17 protein-coding genes are annotated in these 15,939 nt (G+C 34.6%); all 17 read left to right on the forward strand.

Annotated elements, in window-relative coordinates:
• Positions 1 to 12 precede the first annotated feature (12 nt).
• The 17 genes from KA894_RS01640 to KA894_RS01720 all read left to right on the forward strand — a co-directional run bounded on the left by KA894_RS01640 (position 13) and on the right by KA894_RS01720 (position 15,938).
• Positions 13 to 450 (forward strand): transcriptional regulator, encoded by a 438-nt coding sequence (locus KA894_RS01640; protein ID WP_210133653.1) that lies wholly within the window; start codon positions 13 to 15, stop codon positions 448 to 450.
• Positions 451 to 715: 265 nt separating this feature from the next.
• Positions 716 to 1,054: an HNH endonuclease gene (locus KA894_RS01645; protein ID WP_481906333.1), complete on the forward strand. Its 339-nt coding sequence runs from the start codon at positions 716 to 718 to the stop codon at positions 1,052 to 1,054.
• A 152-nt stretch (positions 1,055 to 1,206) separates the two neighbouring features.
• Positions 1,207 to 1,509: a P27 family phage terminase small subunit gene (locus KA894_RS01650; protein WP_210133655.1), complete on the forward strand. Its 303-nt coding sequence runs from the start codon at positions 1,207 to 1,209 to the stop codon at positions 1,507 to 1,509.
• On the forward strand, positions 1,506 to 3,146 hold the full coding sequence (locus tag KA894_RS01655; RefSeq protein WP_210133656.1) for a terminase TerL endonuclease subunit: 1,641 nt from the start codon (positions 1,506 to 1,508) through the stop codon (positions 3,144 to 3,146). Before KA894_RS01650 ends, KA894_RS01655 begins: the two co-directional genes overlap by 4 nt.
• Positions 3,147 to 3,160: 14 nt before the next feature.
• Complete coding sequence (locus KA894_RS01660; protein WP_210133657.1) at positions 3,161 to 4,393, forward strand: phage portal protein; 1,233 nt, start codon at positions 3,161 to 3,163, stop codon at positions 4,391 to 4,393.
• Positions 4,374 to 5,120 carry a head maturation protease, ClpP-related gene (locus tag KA894_RS01665; RefSeq protein ID WP_245337183.1) on the forward strand — a complete coding sequence of 249 codons (747 nt, stop codon included), beginning with the start codon at positions 4,374 to 4,376 and terminating at the stop codon, positions 5,118 to 5,120. Before KA894_RS01660 ends, KA894_RS01665 begins: the two co-directional genes overlap by 20 nt.
• Positions 5,121 to 5,144: 24 nt before the next feature.
• Positions 5,145 to 6,272 carry a phage major capsid protein gene (locus tag KA894_RS01670; RefSeq protein WP_210133658.1) on the forward strand — a complete coding sequence of 376 codons (1,128 nt, stop codon included), beginning with the start codon at positions 5,145 to 5,147 and terminating at the stop codon, positions 6,270 to 6,272.
• Positions 6,273 to 6,343: 71 nt separating this feature from the next.
• Positions 6,344 to 6,634: a phage gp6-like head-tail connector protein gene (locus KA894_RS01675; RefSeq protein ID WP_210133659.1), complete on the forward strand. Its 291-nt coding sequence runs from the start codon at positions 6,344 to 6,346 to the stop codon at positions 6,632 to 6,634.
• The gene (locus KA894_RS01680; RefSeq protein WP_210133660.1) at positions 6,624 to 6,977 is read left to right on the forward strand and encodes a hypothetical protein; all 354 of its coding nucleotides are present in this window, start codon (positions 6,624 to 6,626) and stop codon (positions 6,975 to 6,977) included. Before KA894_RS01675 ends, KA894_RS01680 begins: the two co-directional genes overlap by 11 nt.
• Entirely contained in the window at positions 6,977 to 7,384 is a 408-nt protein-coding gene (locus KA894_RS01685; RefSeq protein ID WP_210133661.1) for a hypothetical protein, read from the forward strand. Before KA894_RS01680 ends, KA894_RS01685 begins: the two co-directional genes overlap by 1 nt.
• Entirely contained in the window at positions 7,381 to 7,776 is a 396-nt protein-coding gene (locus tag KA894_RS01690) for a hypothetical protein (protein ID WP_210133662.1), read from the forward strand. Before KA894_RS01685 ends, KA894_RS01690 begins: the two co-directional genes overlap by 4 nt.
• Positions 7,777 to 7,815: 39 nt before the next feature.
• Positions 7,816 to 8,424 carry a major tail protein gene (locus KA894_RS01695; protein WP_210133663.1) on the forward strand — a complete coding sequence of 203 codons (609 nt, stop codon included), beginning with the start codon at positions 7,816 to 7,818 and terminating at the stop codon, positions 8,422 to 8,424.
• A gap of 94 nt (positions 8,425 to 8,518) precedes the next feature.
• Positions 8,519 to 8,731, forward strand: a complete 213-nt coding sequence (locus KA894_RS01700) for a hypothetical protein (protein WP_210133664.1) — start codon at positions 8,519 to 8,521, stop codon at positions 8,729 to 8,731.
• The gene (locus KA894_RS01705) at positions 8,731 to 9,201 is read left to right on the forward strand and encodes an Ig-like domain-containing protein (RefSeq protein WP_210133665.1); all 471 of its coding nucleotides are present in this window, start codon (positions 8,731 to 8,733) and stop codon (positions 9,199 to 9,201) included. The genes KA894_RS01700 and KA894_RS01705 overlap by 1 nt, the downstream gene beginning before the upstream one ends.
• 66 nt (positions 9,202 to 9,267) lie before the next feature.
• The gene (locus tag KA894_RS01710) at positions 9,268 to 9,618 is read left to right on the forward strand and encodes a hypothetical protein (protein WP_210133666.1); all 351 of its coding nucleotides are present in this window, start codon (positions 9,268 to 9,270) and stop codon (positions 9,616 to 9,618) included.
• Positions 9,619 to 9,659: 41 nt separating this feature from the next.
• The gene (locus KA894_RS01715) at positions 9,660 to 9,818 is read left to right on the forward strand and encodes a hypothetical protein (RefSeq protein ID WP_210133667.1); all 159 of its coding nucleotides are present in this window, start codon (positions 9,660 to 9,662) and stop codon (positions 9,816 to 9,818) included.
• 15 nt (positions 9,819 to 9,833) lie between these two features.
• Complete coding sequence (locus KA894_RS01720; protein ID WP_210133668.1) at positions 9,834 to 15,938, forward strand: phage tail tape measure protein; 6,105 nt, start codon at positions 9,834 to 9,836, stop codon at positions 15,936 to 15,938.
• Position 15,939: the final 1 nt, after the last annotated feature.

The following is a 15,939-nucleotide window of genomic DNA, read 5'->3' on the forward strand; positions in this document are numbered from 1 at the left end:
TGGAGGTATTGGATGAGCCATACAAGTATAGATATAAAGCCAGGTACTTTTAAGTATATAGAGTCAGAGATATATAATCATCAAGATAATAAGAGAGAGATTAACAGATTAAGAATGGAGATACTTAACCCTACTAAAGAAGTAGATACCAATATAGTGTATGGTCCATTACAGAAAGGAGAACCTGTTAGAACAACAGAAGTGATGGCTACTCGATTACTTACTAATAAGATGCTGCGTAACCTCGAAGAAATGGTAGAAGCAATTGAGTATGTGTACAATCAACTACCTGAAGAACATAAGAAGGTTATACGTTTAAAGTATTGGAACAAAGATAGGAACTTGAAGATGGAACAGATAGGAGACGAGTGTCATATGCATCGCAATACAGTAACGACAGTGCGTAAGGCGTTTGTTAAGGCAATAGCCATACAAGTAGGTATGAAGTAACATTGTGCATTGATTGTGCAAATGGCCTACGATTCAGTGTTACTATGTTAGTATGAACAATTAGCATCAAGCACAGCAGTACTTCAAACAGCACAATACTATATTATATCTAAGCACACTGCGATAAAGGTAGTGTGCTTTACTTATGCTTATTGATATGAACACTACACATGAACTCCAATCACTAACTACTTAGTCATGATCGTAGTGTTGATATGAGTTAGCACAACTCACATGTACAACAACACACAAGAGGTGAATGCACATGGCCTTGAGTAAGACACAACGTCGCGACTTCTACAACGGAAGGCAATGGAGAGATAAACGAGAGGCAATTAAAGCTCGCGATAATTACGAGTGCCAAGAATGTAGGAGACGAGGTAAAGTAGCTATCGATATATATGAGCCTAATAAGAATGGACGTAAGAAGATTAAGCTTATAGTACACCATATTAAAGAGTTAGAATATCATCCTGAGTTAGCGCTTGAAGATGATAACTTAGAAACCTTGTGTGTCGAATGCCATAACAAAATTCACGACAGACACTTTAAAAATTGGTACAAACCGAAAAAAAATAAATGGGCTGATGATGAATTTTGGTAAAAATAAATTTAGAAAAATAAAAATAAAAATATTAATTCTTCTTCATCCCCCCGGTCAAAAACTTTTCATTTAAAAGTCGGCTGGGGAACCGGTGTAAGGGGAGACGATTCCGCAGATTTATTAAAAAACAAAATACGTTAGGGGGGTACCTGGTGGAAAATAAAGACAAAATCAAGACTTACTTGTTAAACAGAATTGAAAAAGATAATCCAGTACAAACAGAAAAAGTGTATAGATATTTGAATTTATTAGACATATTTTATGGTTTGGATGCGGATATTGAAGAAAAAGGATTAATGGTAGAAACAAAAAACGCTTCTCAATCTTTTGTTAAACCAAATCCATTAATCGCAGAAAAGAATAAAGTGAATACATCGCTTTTAGCAATAGAAAAATCATTCGGTTTTAATAAGGAACAAGACGAAGAAACAGCCCCTCGTCGTGATTTATTGTGATAAGTAATAAATATGTTGATGAGTATATACGATTATGGAAAACAGGGGAAGTGTTGTTAAACAAAGAACGTATCATGCTTATAGCTTATTTAGAAAAACATGTATTAAGCCGAGAAGATCTATATTTCGATGAAGAACAAATTGAAAACTTCATCAAATTTACAGAAAAGTGGTATTTTCCGTTACAAGGTTTTCAAAAATTTATAGTACCATTTGTATTCCTATTCGAGAAAGAAGGTAATTTCCTTTTTTACGAGCAGTTTTTTATTACGCTTGGACGAGGTGGAGGAAAAAACGGTTTAATAACTGCGCTTTCTAATTATTTTATATCTTATCTACATGGAATACCCAATTATGATATTTCAGTTGTAGCAAATTCAGAAGAACAAGCTAAAACCTCATTTGAAGAAGCATATAATATGATTGAACGTAACGAACTTGAAGATATGTTCTATTTAACTAAATTAGTTATCACTGATACTGAAACAAAATCTCGATTTAGATTTAGAACTTCAAATGCAGGAACTAAAGATGGAGGCCGTGAAGGTTGTGTCATTTATGACGAAGTGCACCGATACGAAAACAGTGAAACCGTAGATGTATTTAGTTCAGGTTTAGGTAAAGTCGAACACCCACGTGAATTCTTTATAGGAACTGACGGTTACGTACGCGAAGGATTTTTAGATAAATTAAAAGATCGTTCTATGGCTATACTAAAAGGTGAATCTCCAGATGATAGATTATTTCCATTTATTTGTAAGTTAGATGACCCTAAAGAAGTAGATAATCCTGAAATGTGGGAAAAAGCAAATCCAATGTTTAGTAAACCAATGAGTAAATATGCTAAAGGTTTATTCAGAAAAGTTAAAAACCAATACAATGAAATGACATTTAGTCCAACAAAACGTGCAGAGTTTATGACCAAACGTATGAATTTACCTGAGGAAGACTTAGAAAAGATTATAGCTACCCGAGAAGAAATTGAAGCAACCAATCGACCGTTTCCAGAACTTGAAAACAGACAATGCATTGGCGGGTTAGACTATGCCAATATTAAAGATTTTGCAGCTGTCGGGCTTCTATTCAGAGAGGGCGAAAACTATATATGGAAGTCACATTCGTTTGTAAGAAAAGGATTTCTAGACTCAGTTAAATTGAAAGTTCCTATATATGAATGGGAACAGCAGGGTTTGTTAACTATTGTAGATGAACCAACTATTAGTGAATTCTATATTGCTCAATGGTTTGATGATATGCGACAAATATATGGATTAGAAAAAGTGATTGCCGATAATTATCGAATAGATCTAATAAGACGTGCGCTAGAAGAATATGGCATCGATTACGAAGTTATAAGAAGCCCTAGAGCTATTCATGGCTTATTAGCACCTCGCATTGAGACGATGTTTGCAAATCACAATATTATTTATGATGATAATCCATTAATGCGTTGGTACACAAACAATGTTGCAGTCAAAATTAAACCAGATGGTAACAAAGAATATATTAAAAAAGATGAAATAAGAAGAAAAACAGACGGTTTTCACGCTATGCTTCATGCATTGTACCGTGCTGATGACCTATTAGAGATAGATGTTGGGGACAGTTTAGACTTTCTTAATGCTATTGACTTTTAGAAAGGAGGCAAGACATGAGTTGGCTTACAGACATACTTAGCAAAAGTAAAGAATCAAGTTGGATGTATGATTTAGAGTTTTTTCAAGATACATCAGAAAAAGCTTATATGAAACGTCTGGCGCTACAAACATGCATAGAGTTTTTAGCAAGGACGATTTCACAATCAGAATTCCGTATTACGGATAATAAAGGAAAATCCATAAAAGATACAACTTATTATAAATTAAATGTAAGACCGAATACCGATTTATCTTCAACAGACTTTTGGCAGAAAGTAATATATAAATTAATTTATGATAATGAAGTTTTGATTATCGTTACAGATACGAAAGACCTTGTGGTCGCAGACGATTATGACAGAAAAAAATTCGCTTTATATCCCGATATATTTGAACATGTAATGGTGGACGAGTATGAATTTGAACGTTCATTTAAGATGGATGAGGTGCTTTATCTATCTTATAACAATGAAAAATTAAATACTTTTACTGAAGGTCTATTTAAAGACTACGGAGAAATATTTGGTCGTATGATAGGAGCGCAAATGCGTAATTATCAAATACGAGGCATTGTTAATGTAGATACGAATATGATAAAAAATGATTTTAAGGCTGAGAACAAAACTACTGATAATAGAGTAGGAAGTTCTGAAAACAAAAAGAATAATAGTGATAAAGATAAGATGCAGAATTACGTTAATAAATTAATGAAAGCTTTTACGAACAACTCAGTGGCTATTACACCATTAACTAGAGCTTTTACATTCCAAGACGTGTCATCAGCATCTAAATCGAATAACGCACCTTTTGATGATTTGAACAAACTTCAAAAAGCTCTAATTGATACGGTTGCAAAAGCTATTGGTATTCCGCCATCTTTAATACATGGTGATTTAGCAGATTTGAATAATGCTTTAGATTCATATTACAAATTCTGTTTAAAACCTTTAATTAAAAAGATAGAAGATGAATTGAATGCAAAGCTATTTAAGCAAAATGAAGTTTTAACAGGTAAAAATATCAGGGTTGTTGGTATTAACAAAAAAGATCCATTAGAACTAGCTGACGCAGTAGACAAGTTAGTGTCATCTAGTACATTCACTCCGAACCAAGTACTTATTATGCTTGGGGAAGAACCTTCAGATGACCCACAAATGGATAAATATTTTGTTACTAAAAACTATACGACTTCAAATCAACAAGATAAGTCATTAGAAGGAGGTGAAGATGATGAGAGTAAACGTTAAAGGTGCAATTGTACCAAATAATGATAAATGGATTTACGATATGCTAGACATGGAAGCTACTTCACCAAAAGATGTAGTTGATGCGCTACCTTCTAATGAAGAAGACATAGAAGTTATCATCAATTCAGGTGGTGGAGATGTGTTCTCAGGTAGTGAAATTTATACAGCATTAAAGGAACATTCTGGTAATGTGGATGTGAAGGTAGTTGGCGTTGCAGCAAGTGCGGCTTCTGTTATAGCAATGGCAGGTAACTCAGTACAAATGAGCCCTACATCACAAATGATGATTCACAATGCAAGTTCAATTGCAATGGGCGATAACCGAGAAATGCAAACAGCTTATAATATGCTAACAACTGCTAATAAAGCAGTTGCTAATGCTTATATCGCTAAAACAGGTAAATCAGAACAAGAAATTGTTGACTTAATGAATGATGAAACCTGGTTTAGTGCTGACACTGCAGTGGAACAAGGATTTGCCGATAGTAAAATGTTTGATGAAAGTGCACCAAGATTAGTTGCTAATTCAGGTCAAATGCTATCAAATGAAGCGATTAATAAAGTAACAACGCTTATGAGTCAAACGCCTGAAATTAAAATTGATGTAGACCAAATTGCAAATAAGGTCATAGAAAAATTAGAAAATAAGCAAAGACAAGAACCTACTAACAGTAAAACTACTAAACCAAAAGTAGACAACAATGTTAAACCTAGGTTCTTTTTTTAATACAAAAACAAGGAGGGTCATTTTATGACTATTGAATTATCAAACGATTTTAAGACAGCTCGTCAAGAATTTTTAAAAGCAATTCAAGACGGAGCAACAGAAGAACAACAAGCAGAATTATATGGAAACATGATTAATGAATTATTTGAGGAGTCAAAAGCGCAAGCACAAGCAGAAGCGGAGCGCATTTCAAGTTTACCTTCATCAGATAAACAACTTACAGCTGAACAACGTAAGTTCTTTAATGAAATTAATACTGAAGTTGGTTATAAAGATGAAAAGTTACTACCAGAAGAAACGATTGATCGTATTTTTGAAGATGTAACTACAGAACACCCACTACTTTCAGAATTAGGTATTCGTAACGCAGGATTACGTCTTAAATTCTTAAAGTCTGATACATCTGGCGTAGCAGTTTGGGGTCAAATCTTCGGAGATATTAAAGGTCAATTAGATGCTGCGTTCAGTGAAGAAACAGCAATTCAAAATAAATTAACAGCTTTTGTTGTTATACCTAAAGATTTACAAGACTTTGGACCAGCGTGGATTGAGCGTTTTGTACGATTACAAATTCAAGAAGCTTTCGCAGTAGCTTTAGAAGAAGCTTTCTTAAATGGTGATGGCAAAGAAAAACCAATTGGTTTAAATCGTCAAGTACAAGAAAATGTGTCAATCACAGGTGGCGTTTATCCTAAGAAAGAATCTCAAGGTACATTAACGTTTGCAGACCCAAAAACAACAGTTGATGAGTTGACACAAGTTTTTAAATTCCACTCAACAAACGAGAAAGGAAAATCTGTAGCAGTTAAAGGTAATGTGAATATGGTAGTTAATCCATCTGATGCATTTGAAATACAAGCACAATACACACATTTAAATGCTAACGGCGTATATGTAACGGCACTTCCATACAATTTAAATATTGTAGAATCTATTTCACAAGAAGCAGGAGAAGTTCTAACTTTTGTTAAAGGTCGCTATGATGGCTATTTAGGTGGCGGTGTAGATATTAAGAAATTTGATCAAACACTAGCTTTTGATGATTTAGATGCTTACATCGCTAAAACATTTGCTTATGGTAAAGCAAAAGATAATAAAGTAGCAGCAGTATATAAATTAGACTTATCTAAGAAAATTACAGAAACACCCTAACGAGCCCCAAAACGTTGAGGTAAGTGCTAATAGTAAGTCTGTTACTATCTCAGCGGAATAGGGGTGGTTAAATGAATGATGAAATTTTAAAAGAGTTTAAAGGTCGTATGCACATCTTTCATAATGCAGAAGATGATTCTCTAAAAGCAATTTTAAACATTTCTTATGAAGTAATTAAAAATGAATGTGGTAATTTTGATATTCAAAAAGAAGCGATTGGTAAGGAACTTGTATTTGAACGTTCTCGTTATGTATATAATGAGCAATTACAGTTCTTTAACAGAAATTATTCTACATTAATTACTGAATTTGGCGTTTTAAATCAAATATACAGGTGTGAGGAGGGTACTGATGAGATATAAAAACAAAAAAGTCTTATCAGGCGACATGCGCACGCCTGTTATTTTTTATAAGTATCAAAATGAAGGTCCTTATCCAGATGAAGAAGAAGAAAAAGAGGTTTATCGCTGTTTTGCAGAAACCTATAGTCCATCAATAAAAGATAGGGAGATTCTTAATGTTAATACAGCTGTTCAAGGTCTAACAATTGTCATTAGAGACCCCTTACAGTGCTATACACCTTCTAATTCTCATGTTGTAGAAGTTCAAGACTATCGATTAGAAATTGATACTTTTGAAATCTATGATGTTCGACTAGATACACCTGAATCTGGCTTTATTACTATAGCTTTAGGTGAAAAATAATGTCGGTAGAAGTAAAAGGTTTAAAAGAATTAGAAGATAAAATAGAAAAACGCTTTGGCAAGAAAAGAATGACTGAGATTAGCAATAAGGCTTTAGAAGAAGCAACAGATTATGAAATGAAAGTTTTGAAGTCTAACTTTGAAAAATTCAAAGATACTGGTGCATCGATAGATGAGATGACAAGAACAGACCCATTTACTTCTAAAGTGAATTATCAACAAACGATCATAATCGAGTGGGTAGGGCCACATGATAGATATAGACTCATACATTTAAACGAACATGGCTATAACAGAAAAGGCGGCAAATTTATCCCAAGAGGTTTTGGGGTGATTGAAAAGACATTACAATCAGTGAAAAGAAGATATAGGCAGATTATTAAAGAAGAAATGAGGAAACGCTTATGAATGAATTGAGATATATTTATAACATCATAAAAGATGATGATTTAGTAAAAAACTTAGTTTCTAATCGAATATATTTCTATCAAGTAAGCGAGAAAACAGACACTTCAAATTCTTTAATTTTATTAAGACCTATATATGACACACCGACTGTTTATGCTTCAAATAAATATCATGCAGAGTCATTTATTGTTCAAGTTGATGTGGAAACCTGTAAAGATGAAGACACCATTCGCTTAACGAAACGTATTCGTTATCTATTAAGACAATACAATTTTTATCAGACTTCAAGTCAATTAACTGAGTATTTTAAAGAAACAAAAAAGTACGTTCGATCTAGAAGATACGAAGGCGTACCAAAAAATCAATATTATAAAGGCGAACACATCGAGTAGATGTGTTTTTATTATGCCTAAAATTAGGAGGAATTTAATATGGGTTCAGCAACTGCAGGATTTAAAAAATTACACGTAGGTGTATTCGATGATAAAGCAGAAAAAATCATTCAAAAATTCACATGGGAAGATGATCAAGGTGGTACTGTCAACATGAATATTTCTGGTTTAGCACCTGAAATGGTTGATATGTGGGCATCTAATAAACGTGTGTGGATGAAAAAGCAAGGTACAAATGAAATTAAATCAGATATTGATTTATTTAATGTTCCTACAGACGACTTAAATGTTGTTCTTGGAAGAGATAAAGATGAAAACGGCACTTCATGGGTCGGAGATGATTCAAGAGCGCCTTATGTAGCGGTTATTGGTGAATCAGAAACAATTAACGGTGACCCTATCTATTGCGCATTAGTTAAAGGTAGCTTCAGTTTAGATTCAATAGAATTTAAAACAACTGCAGAAAAAGCAGAAGCGCCTGAACCTACTAAGCTAAATGGCGACTGGATGAACCGAAAAATTGATGGTAAATCAAGAGCGATTGGTTATCATGAAGGAGAAAAAGGCTCAGATGCGTTTATGGCTAATGTATTCCCAGGTTATTCAGGTGATGATTTACCGACTGAATCAGGAGAAGAAACACCCTAACACACCCCAAAAGGTAGAGGTAACAGCTAACAGCAAGTCAGCTACTATCTCTGCTCAATAGGGGTTTTTATATTTCAAATAAGAAGGTGAAAGTATGACAGATACATTAAAATTGGGAAAAAATGAAACGATTATACCTCACACTCAACGTGGTAGAGATTCTATTATTTTAATGGAAATGATAAAGGCTGCAGTAAATGCAAGAGGAAATGAAACTGCAATATACACTTACGAAAGATTATCAGATGATATGAAGGATTTTCCTTTAGGAGAGCATCAAATTACTATTAGATGGAGTGATGTGTGATGACAGATACATTAAACCTGTATAAAGATGAAGAACTCGTTAAGAGTGAAGAATATGTTGAAGGTAAAGCATCAGTAACTGTAGACGGTTTGGAAGCTAACACAGATTATCCAGAAGGTACTTATCAAGTATCACGTAAAAATGAAAATGGAGAATCGGAAAAAGTAGATGTTCCAGCATTTAAAACAAAACCGATTGCAGTAACAGGGGTTAAGTTAAACAAAGAAAGTGCGAGTTTAGAAGTAGGTACAACTGAAACGTTAAATGCGACAGTCTCTCCTTCTACAGCTACCAATAAAAAAGTAACTTTTGTGTCCTCCAACGATACAGTAGCAACTGTAGACAGTACCGGCAAAGTCACAGCTGCTAATGCAGGTTCCACTGATATAACAGTTACTACTGAAGATGGTAGAAAGACTGCCAATTGTTCAGTAACTGTCACAGAGCCAGAACCAGATGAAACAGAATAATAACTAGTATTGAGGGCTATAAGCCCTCTTTTTATTTGCAAATAAAAATTAAAGGAGTAATTAAAAATGATTAAATTTGAAATTAAAGACAAGCAAACAGGTAAAACAGCGTCATACAAAAAAGAAGATGTGACTTTAGGCGAAGCAGAAAAATTCTACGATTACTTAGAAATGGCAGAAAAAGAAAAAGTTAAAGAAAACCCTGATGCGCGTAAAGTTAGAAAAAAAGAGCGTCAATTGTTAGAAGAACTATTCAGTGAACAAGGGCTAACAGAAGAAGATATTTTGAATAACATGTCTACAAAAACTTATTCCCGTGTGTTTGAATCTTTATTTCTCGAAGTCCAAGGAGAAGATGAAGAAACTTCAGAAGATGTATCAGAAGAAATGGGAAAGACAGAGGAACAGTCACAATAAGAGACGTTTTATCGAATATTAAAGCTATCCAAAGATTTTGTATGCAAGCCTATGGATGGACTATTACCGAAGTCAAAAACCAGCCCTATTTTGAACTCCTAAACCTACTAAATACAGATGAAGAAAAGGAAGCAGAACAAAAAACTGAAGAACCTAAAATGTATACAGGTAGTAATCTAAAACACTTATTTGGGGGCTAGAAAGGAGGTAACAATATGCAAGACAGAACAGACGGTTTGACGATTGTCAACTCCATTGATAACACTAAAGTCAATGAAGGGATGAAATCCCTTAAACGTAATCTTGGTGTAGTTAATAGTGAATTAAAGGCAAACATGTCAGCTTTTGATAAATCTGAAAAATCAATGCAAAAATATCGTACACGTATTGATGGATTAAATCAAAAAATGAAAATTCAAAAGCAAATGTTCAACCAAGCTGAGCAAGAGCTAAAGACTTTAAATGTAAATTATGAAAAAGCAAAACAAACTGTCGGAAAAGTAGAACAAGCTTATAAAAAATTAGCTGAAGCAACAAGAAAAGAAAAAACTGAGTTAGATAAATCTAACAATGCAGTTAAAGCTTCTAATACAGAATTAAAAAAAGCTCAAGACCAACAAAAGAGAACTAATACACAAAAGGAACGAGCTTATGAAAAACTAAGAAAGCTTAGACAAGCAGAAAAAGATTTGAAAAATTCTAATCAAGCTACAACTGCACAACTTAAAAAAGCTTCTGAAGCAACGAAAACACAGTCGCAAAAACACTCAGAACTTGTAGCTAAATATAAACAAGAAGGCGAACAAGTTAAGAAACTAAGAACTGAAAATAAAACATTAGCCTCATCAAATGATAAAATTAAAGCTTCTTATAATAAAACCAATACAGAGCTTAAGCAAACAGAAAAAGAATATAATAAGTTAAATGCAACGATTAAAAACCACGATCAAAACTTAGCGAAGGCTAAAAACGCTGTTAACAATGAACGTACTTCAATGAATAACCTTCAAAAAACTATAGATAAAACTAAGAATGAAATGAAGGCTTTCAACAAAGAACAGTTAATCGCGAACAGTCAATACACTAAAGCAGCTAACCATTTAGATAAAATGTCAGATCGTTTTACAAGTATAGGGCATGGTATGAGTTCCTTTGGTAGAAGTATGTCTATGTATGTTACTACACCTATTGTAGGAGCAATGGGCTATGCTAGTAAATTAGGTGTTGAATTCGATGATGGTATGCGGAAAGTTCAAGCTATTTCAGGAGCCACTGGTAAAGACCTAGATGCATTAAAAGCAAAAGCTCGTGAAATGGGAGCTACTACTAAATTTAGTGCTAGTGACAGTGCAGAAGCATTGAATTATATGGCAATGGCTGGTTGGAAATCACAAGATATGATTAAAGGTTTACCAGGCATTATGAATTTAGCTGCTGCCTCAGGTGAAGAATTAGGTCTTGTGTCAGATATTGTAACAGATGGATTGACAGCGTTTGGTCTACAAGCTAAGGATAGCGGGCATTTTGCGGATGTATTAGCTTCAGCTAGTGCAAATGCAAACACAAACGTCCAAATGATGGGCGATGGCTTTAAATACGCAGCACCGGTAGCAGGCGCGTTAGGTTATACTATTGAAGATACATCTATAGCTATTGGTTTAATGAGTAACGCAGGTATTAAAGGAGAAAAAGCTGGTACAGCACTCCGTACAATGTTTACCAATTTAGCAAAACCAACTAAAGCTATGAAAAACAAGATGGAAGAATTAGGGATATCTATAACAGATAGCAATGGAAAAATGAAACCTATGCGAGATGTTTTGGGTGACCTTAGAGAAAAATTCAGTGGTCTTACAAAAGACCAACAAGCTGCCGCAGCTGCAACAATATTCGGGAAAGAATCTATGAGTGGTGCACTTGCAGTTATCAATGCATCAGAAAAGGATTATAACAAATTAAGCAAAGCAATAGATGGCAGTGAAGGTTCAGCTAAGAAAATGTCTAAAACTATGGAAAAAGGGTTAGGCGGTAGCTTAAGAGAACTCCGTTCAGCAGCCGAAGAATTAGCATTATCAATTTTTGATACTATACAACCAGCTTTATCTGGGATGGTCAGTGGCTTAAAAGGAACAGTAGATTTCTTAAATAAATTGCCAAGTGGTGCAAAAGTTGCAGTAGCGGGAGTATTAGGTTTAACAGCTGCAATTGGGCCTTTAACTTTAGGTATAGGCCTACTTTTAAGAGCCGTAGGCGGAGCTGCTAAAGGCTACGCGATGCTTAATCGTCAAATGGCAGTTAATACTGCTGAAGCAGCAGTTAATGCAGGGGCGAACAACGCAGCGGCAGCTTCTATGGCAACAACAGGTAAGGCTGCTAAAACACAACAAGGTTTATTTGGTCGATTTGGAAACACGCTATCTATGGTTACTGGTCGATTTGGTGGATTAGGAAAAATCGCTAAAACTAGTATAAAGATGTTAGGTAAAGTGGGATTACCACTTACAATTTTAACCACAGCTTTTAGTGCAGCTTATGAAAAATTAGAATGGTTTAAACAAGGATTTAGTGACCTTGGAAGATTATGGAATCAAACTATAGGTTCAATGGACTTTTCATGGATTGGAAAAATCGGCGATGGTTTTGGTAAAGCTTGGGACAGTATAAAAACATTTGGTGCGAAAGCTTTAGAAATTACACCCCAATTTCAAGCTTTAAAATTCGGCTTTGATAAAATGCATGATGCGGTTTCTAAAGCTTCTGATACAACGGATGTATTTTCAGGTAAAGTGTCGAAAGGTACTAAAAAAGCTTTAGAATCATATACGAATCTTTCTGAAAAGGCTAAAACTAAACTAGAAGAAATACGTATCAGCCATGTAACAATTGGTAATAAGCAATACGATCAAGTTAAAGAATTGTACGGAAATATTAACACAGAAGTTAATAAACAGCTTAAAAAAAGACACAGCAGTGAAATAAAAGGATTAGAAAAGATATTCAATGACACAAGTGGTCTTTCCAAATCACAAGAAGCCAAAATTCTTGAACAAACTAAACAGAGTAATAAAAAAGAATCAGAACAAGCAGAAAAAGTAAATAAACAAATTCTTGATATTTATGCAAAAGCCCATAAAGAAAAGCGCTCACTAACTAAAAGCGAAAATGATAAAGTAGCTAAACTTCAGGAACAATTAGATGAAACAGTGGTGAAGTCTTTATCCAAAGGAGAAGTAGAACAAAAAGCTATCTTAGAAAGAATGAAACAGAATAAAGGTAAACTTTCTATGCAAGCTGCATCTAATGTGATTAAAGAAAGTGCTAAAGAGCGAGACAAAACTATCAAAGATGCTAAGAAAAAATATAAATCAACTGTAGCTGAAGCTGTTAGACAGCGTGACGAAACTGGAAACTTATCTAAATCACAAGCAGATAAAGTGATTAAAGACGCTAAAAAGCAATATGAAGAGTCCAAAACTAAAGCTAAAAAACAACATAAATCCGTCGTAAGTGAAGCTCAAAAGCAAAATAAGGGTGTTAAGAAAAATATAGATTCTCAAACAGGTCATGTTAAGTCAAAATGGGAAATTATGAAGGATTCTTCCATTGGTGGTGCTAAACGAATTGCTAAAGGTGTTAGCGGTTGGTTTGCAAGCACTAAGAAAAGTACCGATAAATTTTGGAATAAGATAGGTTCAAAAATCGGGAGTGCTTCAAATAAAGGTTATAAAGGTGCTAAAAAATGGCTTGGTAAGTTACCAGGTAACGTATCTAGTTGGTTTAAAAAAACTAAGAAAAATACTGATAGTTTTTGGAACAAAATAGGTAATAAAATAGCTAGTTCTTCTAAAAAAGGATATAACGGAGCAAAGAAATGGTTTAGTCAATTACCAGGAAGAGTCTCAGGATGGTTTAAAAAAACTAAAAAGAATACAGATAGTTTCTGGAATAAAATAGGAAGTAAAATAAGTAGTTCATCTAAAACTGGTTTAAACGGAGCGAAAAAGTGGCTGGGACAATTGCCAGGAAAAACTTCAGGTTGGTTTAAGTCGGTTAAGAAAAACACAGATAGCCAATGGAACAAAATAAGTAAGAAAATAGGTTCTACGACACAAAGTAGTTTCAAGAGCGCTAAAAAATGGTTCGGACAAACAACTAAAAATGCTAGAAATAACTTTAGTGATACTTATAAATCCGCAAAAGATAAGTTTGACAAAGTAGCAAGTAAAGCTGAAAACAAAACACATGCAGTTGCTAAATCTGCAGGCAAGTGGTTTGGTAGGACCTTTAAAAGTACTAAAGATAATCTAGGTAAAATGTGGTCGAAGGCTAAAGACATATTTGGCAAAATCGCAGGTGAAGGTGAAAACAAAGCTAAGAAAACTCATGGAAGTTGGAAAAGCTGGCTAGATAAAACACTAGGTTGGATTAAAAACATTACTGGCGCTTTTGGTAAAGCTGCATCTGAATTAGGTAAATCAGTTGCTAACAAAGCAGTAGATGGTTTGAATGGCATGATTGGTGGAATTAATAAAATTTCTAAAGCCATTACTGATAAAGACCTTATTAAACCAATACCGCATTTATCTACTGGTACTTATGATGGCAGTGCGTTAGCTACTAATAATGATGGCGGTTTGAAAAAGTCTACATTAGCTGTCGTAAACGATAAAGGTCCAGGTAACGCACCAGGGGGAGGTACTCAAGAAGTTATTGAACGTGCTGATGGTTCAGTTTACGCTCCAAAAGGTCGTAATGTTGTCGTACCTTTAAGTGTTGGAGATAGAGTACACAGCGCTAAAGATACGAAGCGCTATCAAAATATGGGTATGTTACCTCGATTCAGCAAAGGATCTAAGAAGAAAAAAGACGACATATTTAGTACTCTATCCGATACTATCAAAGATGTAAAAGGCGGAGTTAAAGAAGGAGTTTCCGAAACTGCTCACGGTATAAAAAAATCAACTGAAAAAAGTGTTGAAAAGATATCAAACCTTAAAGATAAAGGTGTAACTTGGCTAGGAAATGCTATAGGCGATGTAATGGATTGGATAGAAAAACCCGGTAAGTTAGTTAATAAAGTGTTTGATAGTTTAGGCATTTCATTTGGTAGTGGCAAACACGCTACTGTAGCAATGGCTAAGGGTGCTTTTTCAAAACTTAAAGCTTCTTTCATTGATAAAGTTAAAGAAATGTTTGATGAAGTTGGCGGTGGCGAAGGCGATGCAGGATGGCTACTAAAACATGATATCTGGCAAAGATTTGGCCCCTACACAGGGGGATTAGGATTTAATGGCGGCCAACACTATGGTATTGACTTTGGTATGACACCAGGAACAAATGTTAAAGCTGTAGCAGGGGGAAAAGTTTCTAAAGTATGGAATGACTACGGCGGTGGTAAATCAATAGAAATAGACCTTGGTAAAGGGCTAACTAACTGGTATATGCACTTAAGTAAACAATTAGTTAAACAAGGCCAACGTGTAGGTGTGGGTGATTTAATCGCTAAATCTGGTAATACAGGACATTTCACTGCAGGTTCTGGACATTTGCACTTCCAGTTAAATAAAAACGGAAAGCCTCAATCTAATGTTCTTGAATGGCTAAAAGGCTTAGGTAGCAGTAAAGGCGGTAAAGGTGAAAGCTATGCAAGAAGTGTTATTAAACAAGCCCAGAACATTTTAGGTGGTAAATACAAAGGTAGTCATATTTTAAATAATATGATGAAACTTGCTAAACGTGAATCTAATTATGACTCTAAAGCTGTCAATAATTGGGACAGTAACGCTAAAGCAGGTACGCCATCTAAAGGCTTATTCCAAATGATACAACCAACTTTCCTTGCAAACGCTAAAAAAGGATTCTCTAATTTTGGCAACCCTGTACATCAAGCAATATCTGCAATGCAATACATTCAAAGGAAATACGGTTGGGGAGGATTCCCTAGAGCTGCTGCTTATGCTTATGAAAATGGTGGCATGGTTACAAAACACCAAATTGCAGAAATTGGCGAAGGCAATAAACCAGAAATGGTCGTACCACTTACTAAACGAACGAGAGCTATTCAACTTATTGAACAGGCTATGCGTTATGTAGGAATGGAAACAGGAAGTACCAATGTAACAGTTAATAATGATAATTCAACAATTGAGAAAATGCTAAGTCAGCTTGTAAGAGTTAATGATCAAAACAATAAACTTACACAGACAATTATCAAACTGTTAAGTAATCAAAAACAAGGTTCACCTAAAGATGCAGCGAATATCATTTCTCAAATTTTAGGAGAAGATATGAGAATGGCTAGCTTTAATCAAGGAGGTTAAT

Origin of the sequence: Staphylococcus sp. GDY8P131P, from assembly GCF_017891975.1 — a bacterium.
Lineage (GTDB): Bacteria > Bacillota > Bacilli > Staphylococcales > Staphylococcaceae > Staphylococcus > Staphylococcus nepalensis.

Bases quoted from the DNA above. Each gene is read 5' to 3' on its own strand.
- KA894_RS01695 (WP_210133663.1), top strand. From the start codon at position 7,816: ATGGGTTCAGCAACTGCAGGATTTAAAAAATTACACGTAGGTGTATTC.
- KA894_RS01660 (WP_210133657.1), top strand. From the start codon at position 3,161: ATGAGTTGGCTTACAGACATACTTAGCAAAAGTAAAGAATCAAGTTGG.
- KA894_RS01645 (WP_481906333.1), top strand. From the start codon at position 716: ATGGCCTTGAGTAAGACACAACGTCGCGACTTCTACAACGGAAGGCAA.
- KA894_RS01670 (WP_210133658.1), top strand. From the start codon at position 5,145: ATGACTATTGAATTATCAAACGATTTTAAGACAGCTCGTCAAGAATTT.
- KA894_RS01675 (WP_210133659.1), top strand. From the start codon at position 6,344: ATGAATGATGAAATTTTAAAAGAGTTTAAAGGTCGTATGCACATCTTT.
- KA894_RS01680 (WP_210133660.1), top strand. From the start codon at position 6,624: ATGAGATATAAAAACAAAAAAGTCTTATCAGGCGACATGCGCACGCCT.
- KA894_RS01705 (WP_210133665.1), top strand. From the start codon at position 8,731: ATGACAGATACATTAAACCTGTATAAAGATGAAGAACTCGTTAAGAGT.
- KA894_RS01665 (WP_245337183.1), top strand. From the start codon at position 4,374: ATGATGAGAGTAAACGTTAAAGGTGCAATTGTACCAAATAATGATAAA.
- KA894_RS01700 (WP_210133664.1), top strand. From the start codon at position 8,519: ATGACAGATACATTAAAATTGGGAAAAAATGAAACGATTATACCTCAC.
- KA894_RS01715 (WP_210133667.1), top strand. From the start codon at position 9,660: ATGCAAGCCTATGGATGGACTATTACCGAAGTCAAAAACCAGCCCTAT.
- KA894_RS01710 (WP_210133666.1), top strand. From the start codon at position 9,268: ATGATTAAATTTGAAATTAAAGACAAGCAAACAGGTAAAACAGCGTCA.
- KA894_RS01720 (WP_210133668.1), top strand. From the start codon at position 9,834: ATGCAAGACAGAACAGACGGTTTGACGATTGTCAACTCCATTGATAAC.
- KA894_RS01640 (WP_210133653.1), top strand. From the start codon at position 13: ATGAGCCATACAAGTATAGATATAAAGCCAGGTACTTTTAAGTATATA.
- KA894_RS01690 (WP_210133662.1), top strand. From the start codon at position 7,381: ATGAATGAATTGAGATATATTTATAACATCATAAAAGATGATGATTTA.
- KA894_RS01685 (WP_210133661.1), top strand. From the start codon at position 6,977: ATGTCGGTAGAAGTAAAAGGTTTAAAAGAATTAGAAGATAAAATAGAA.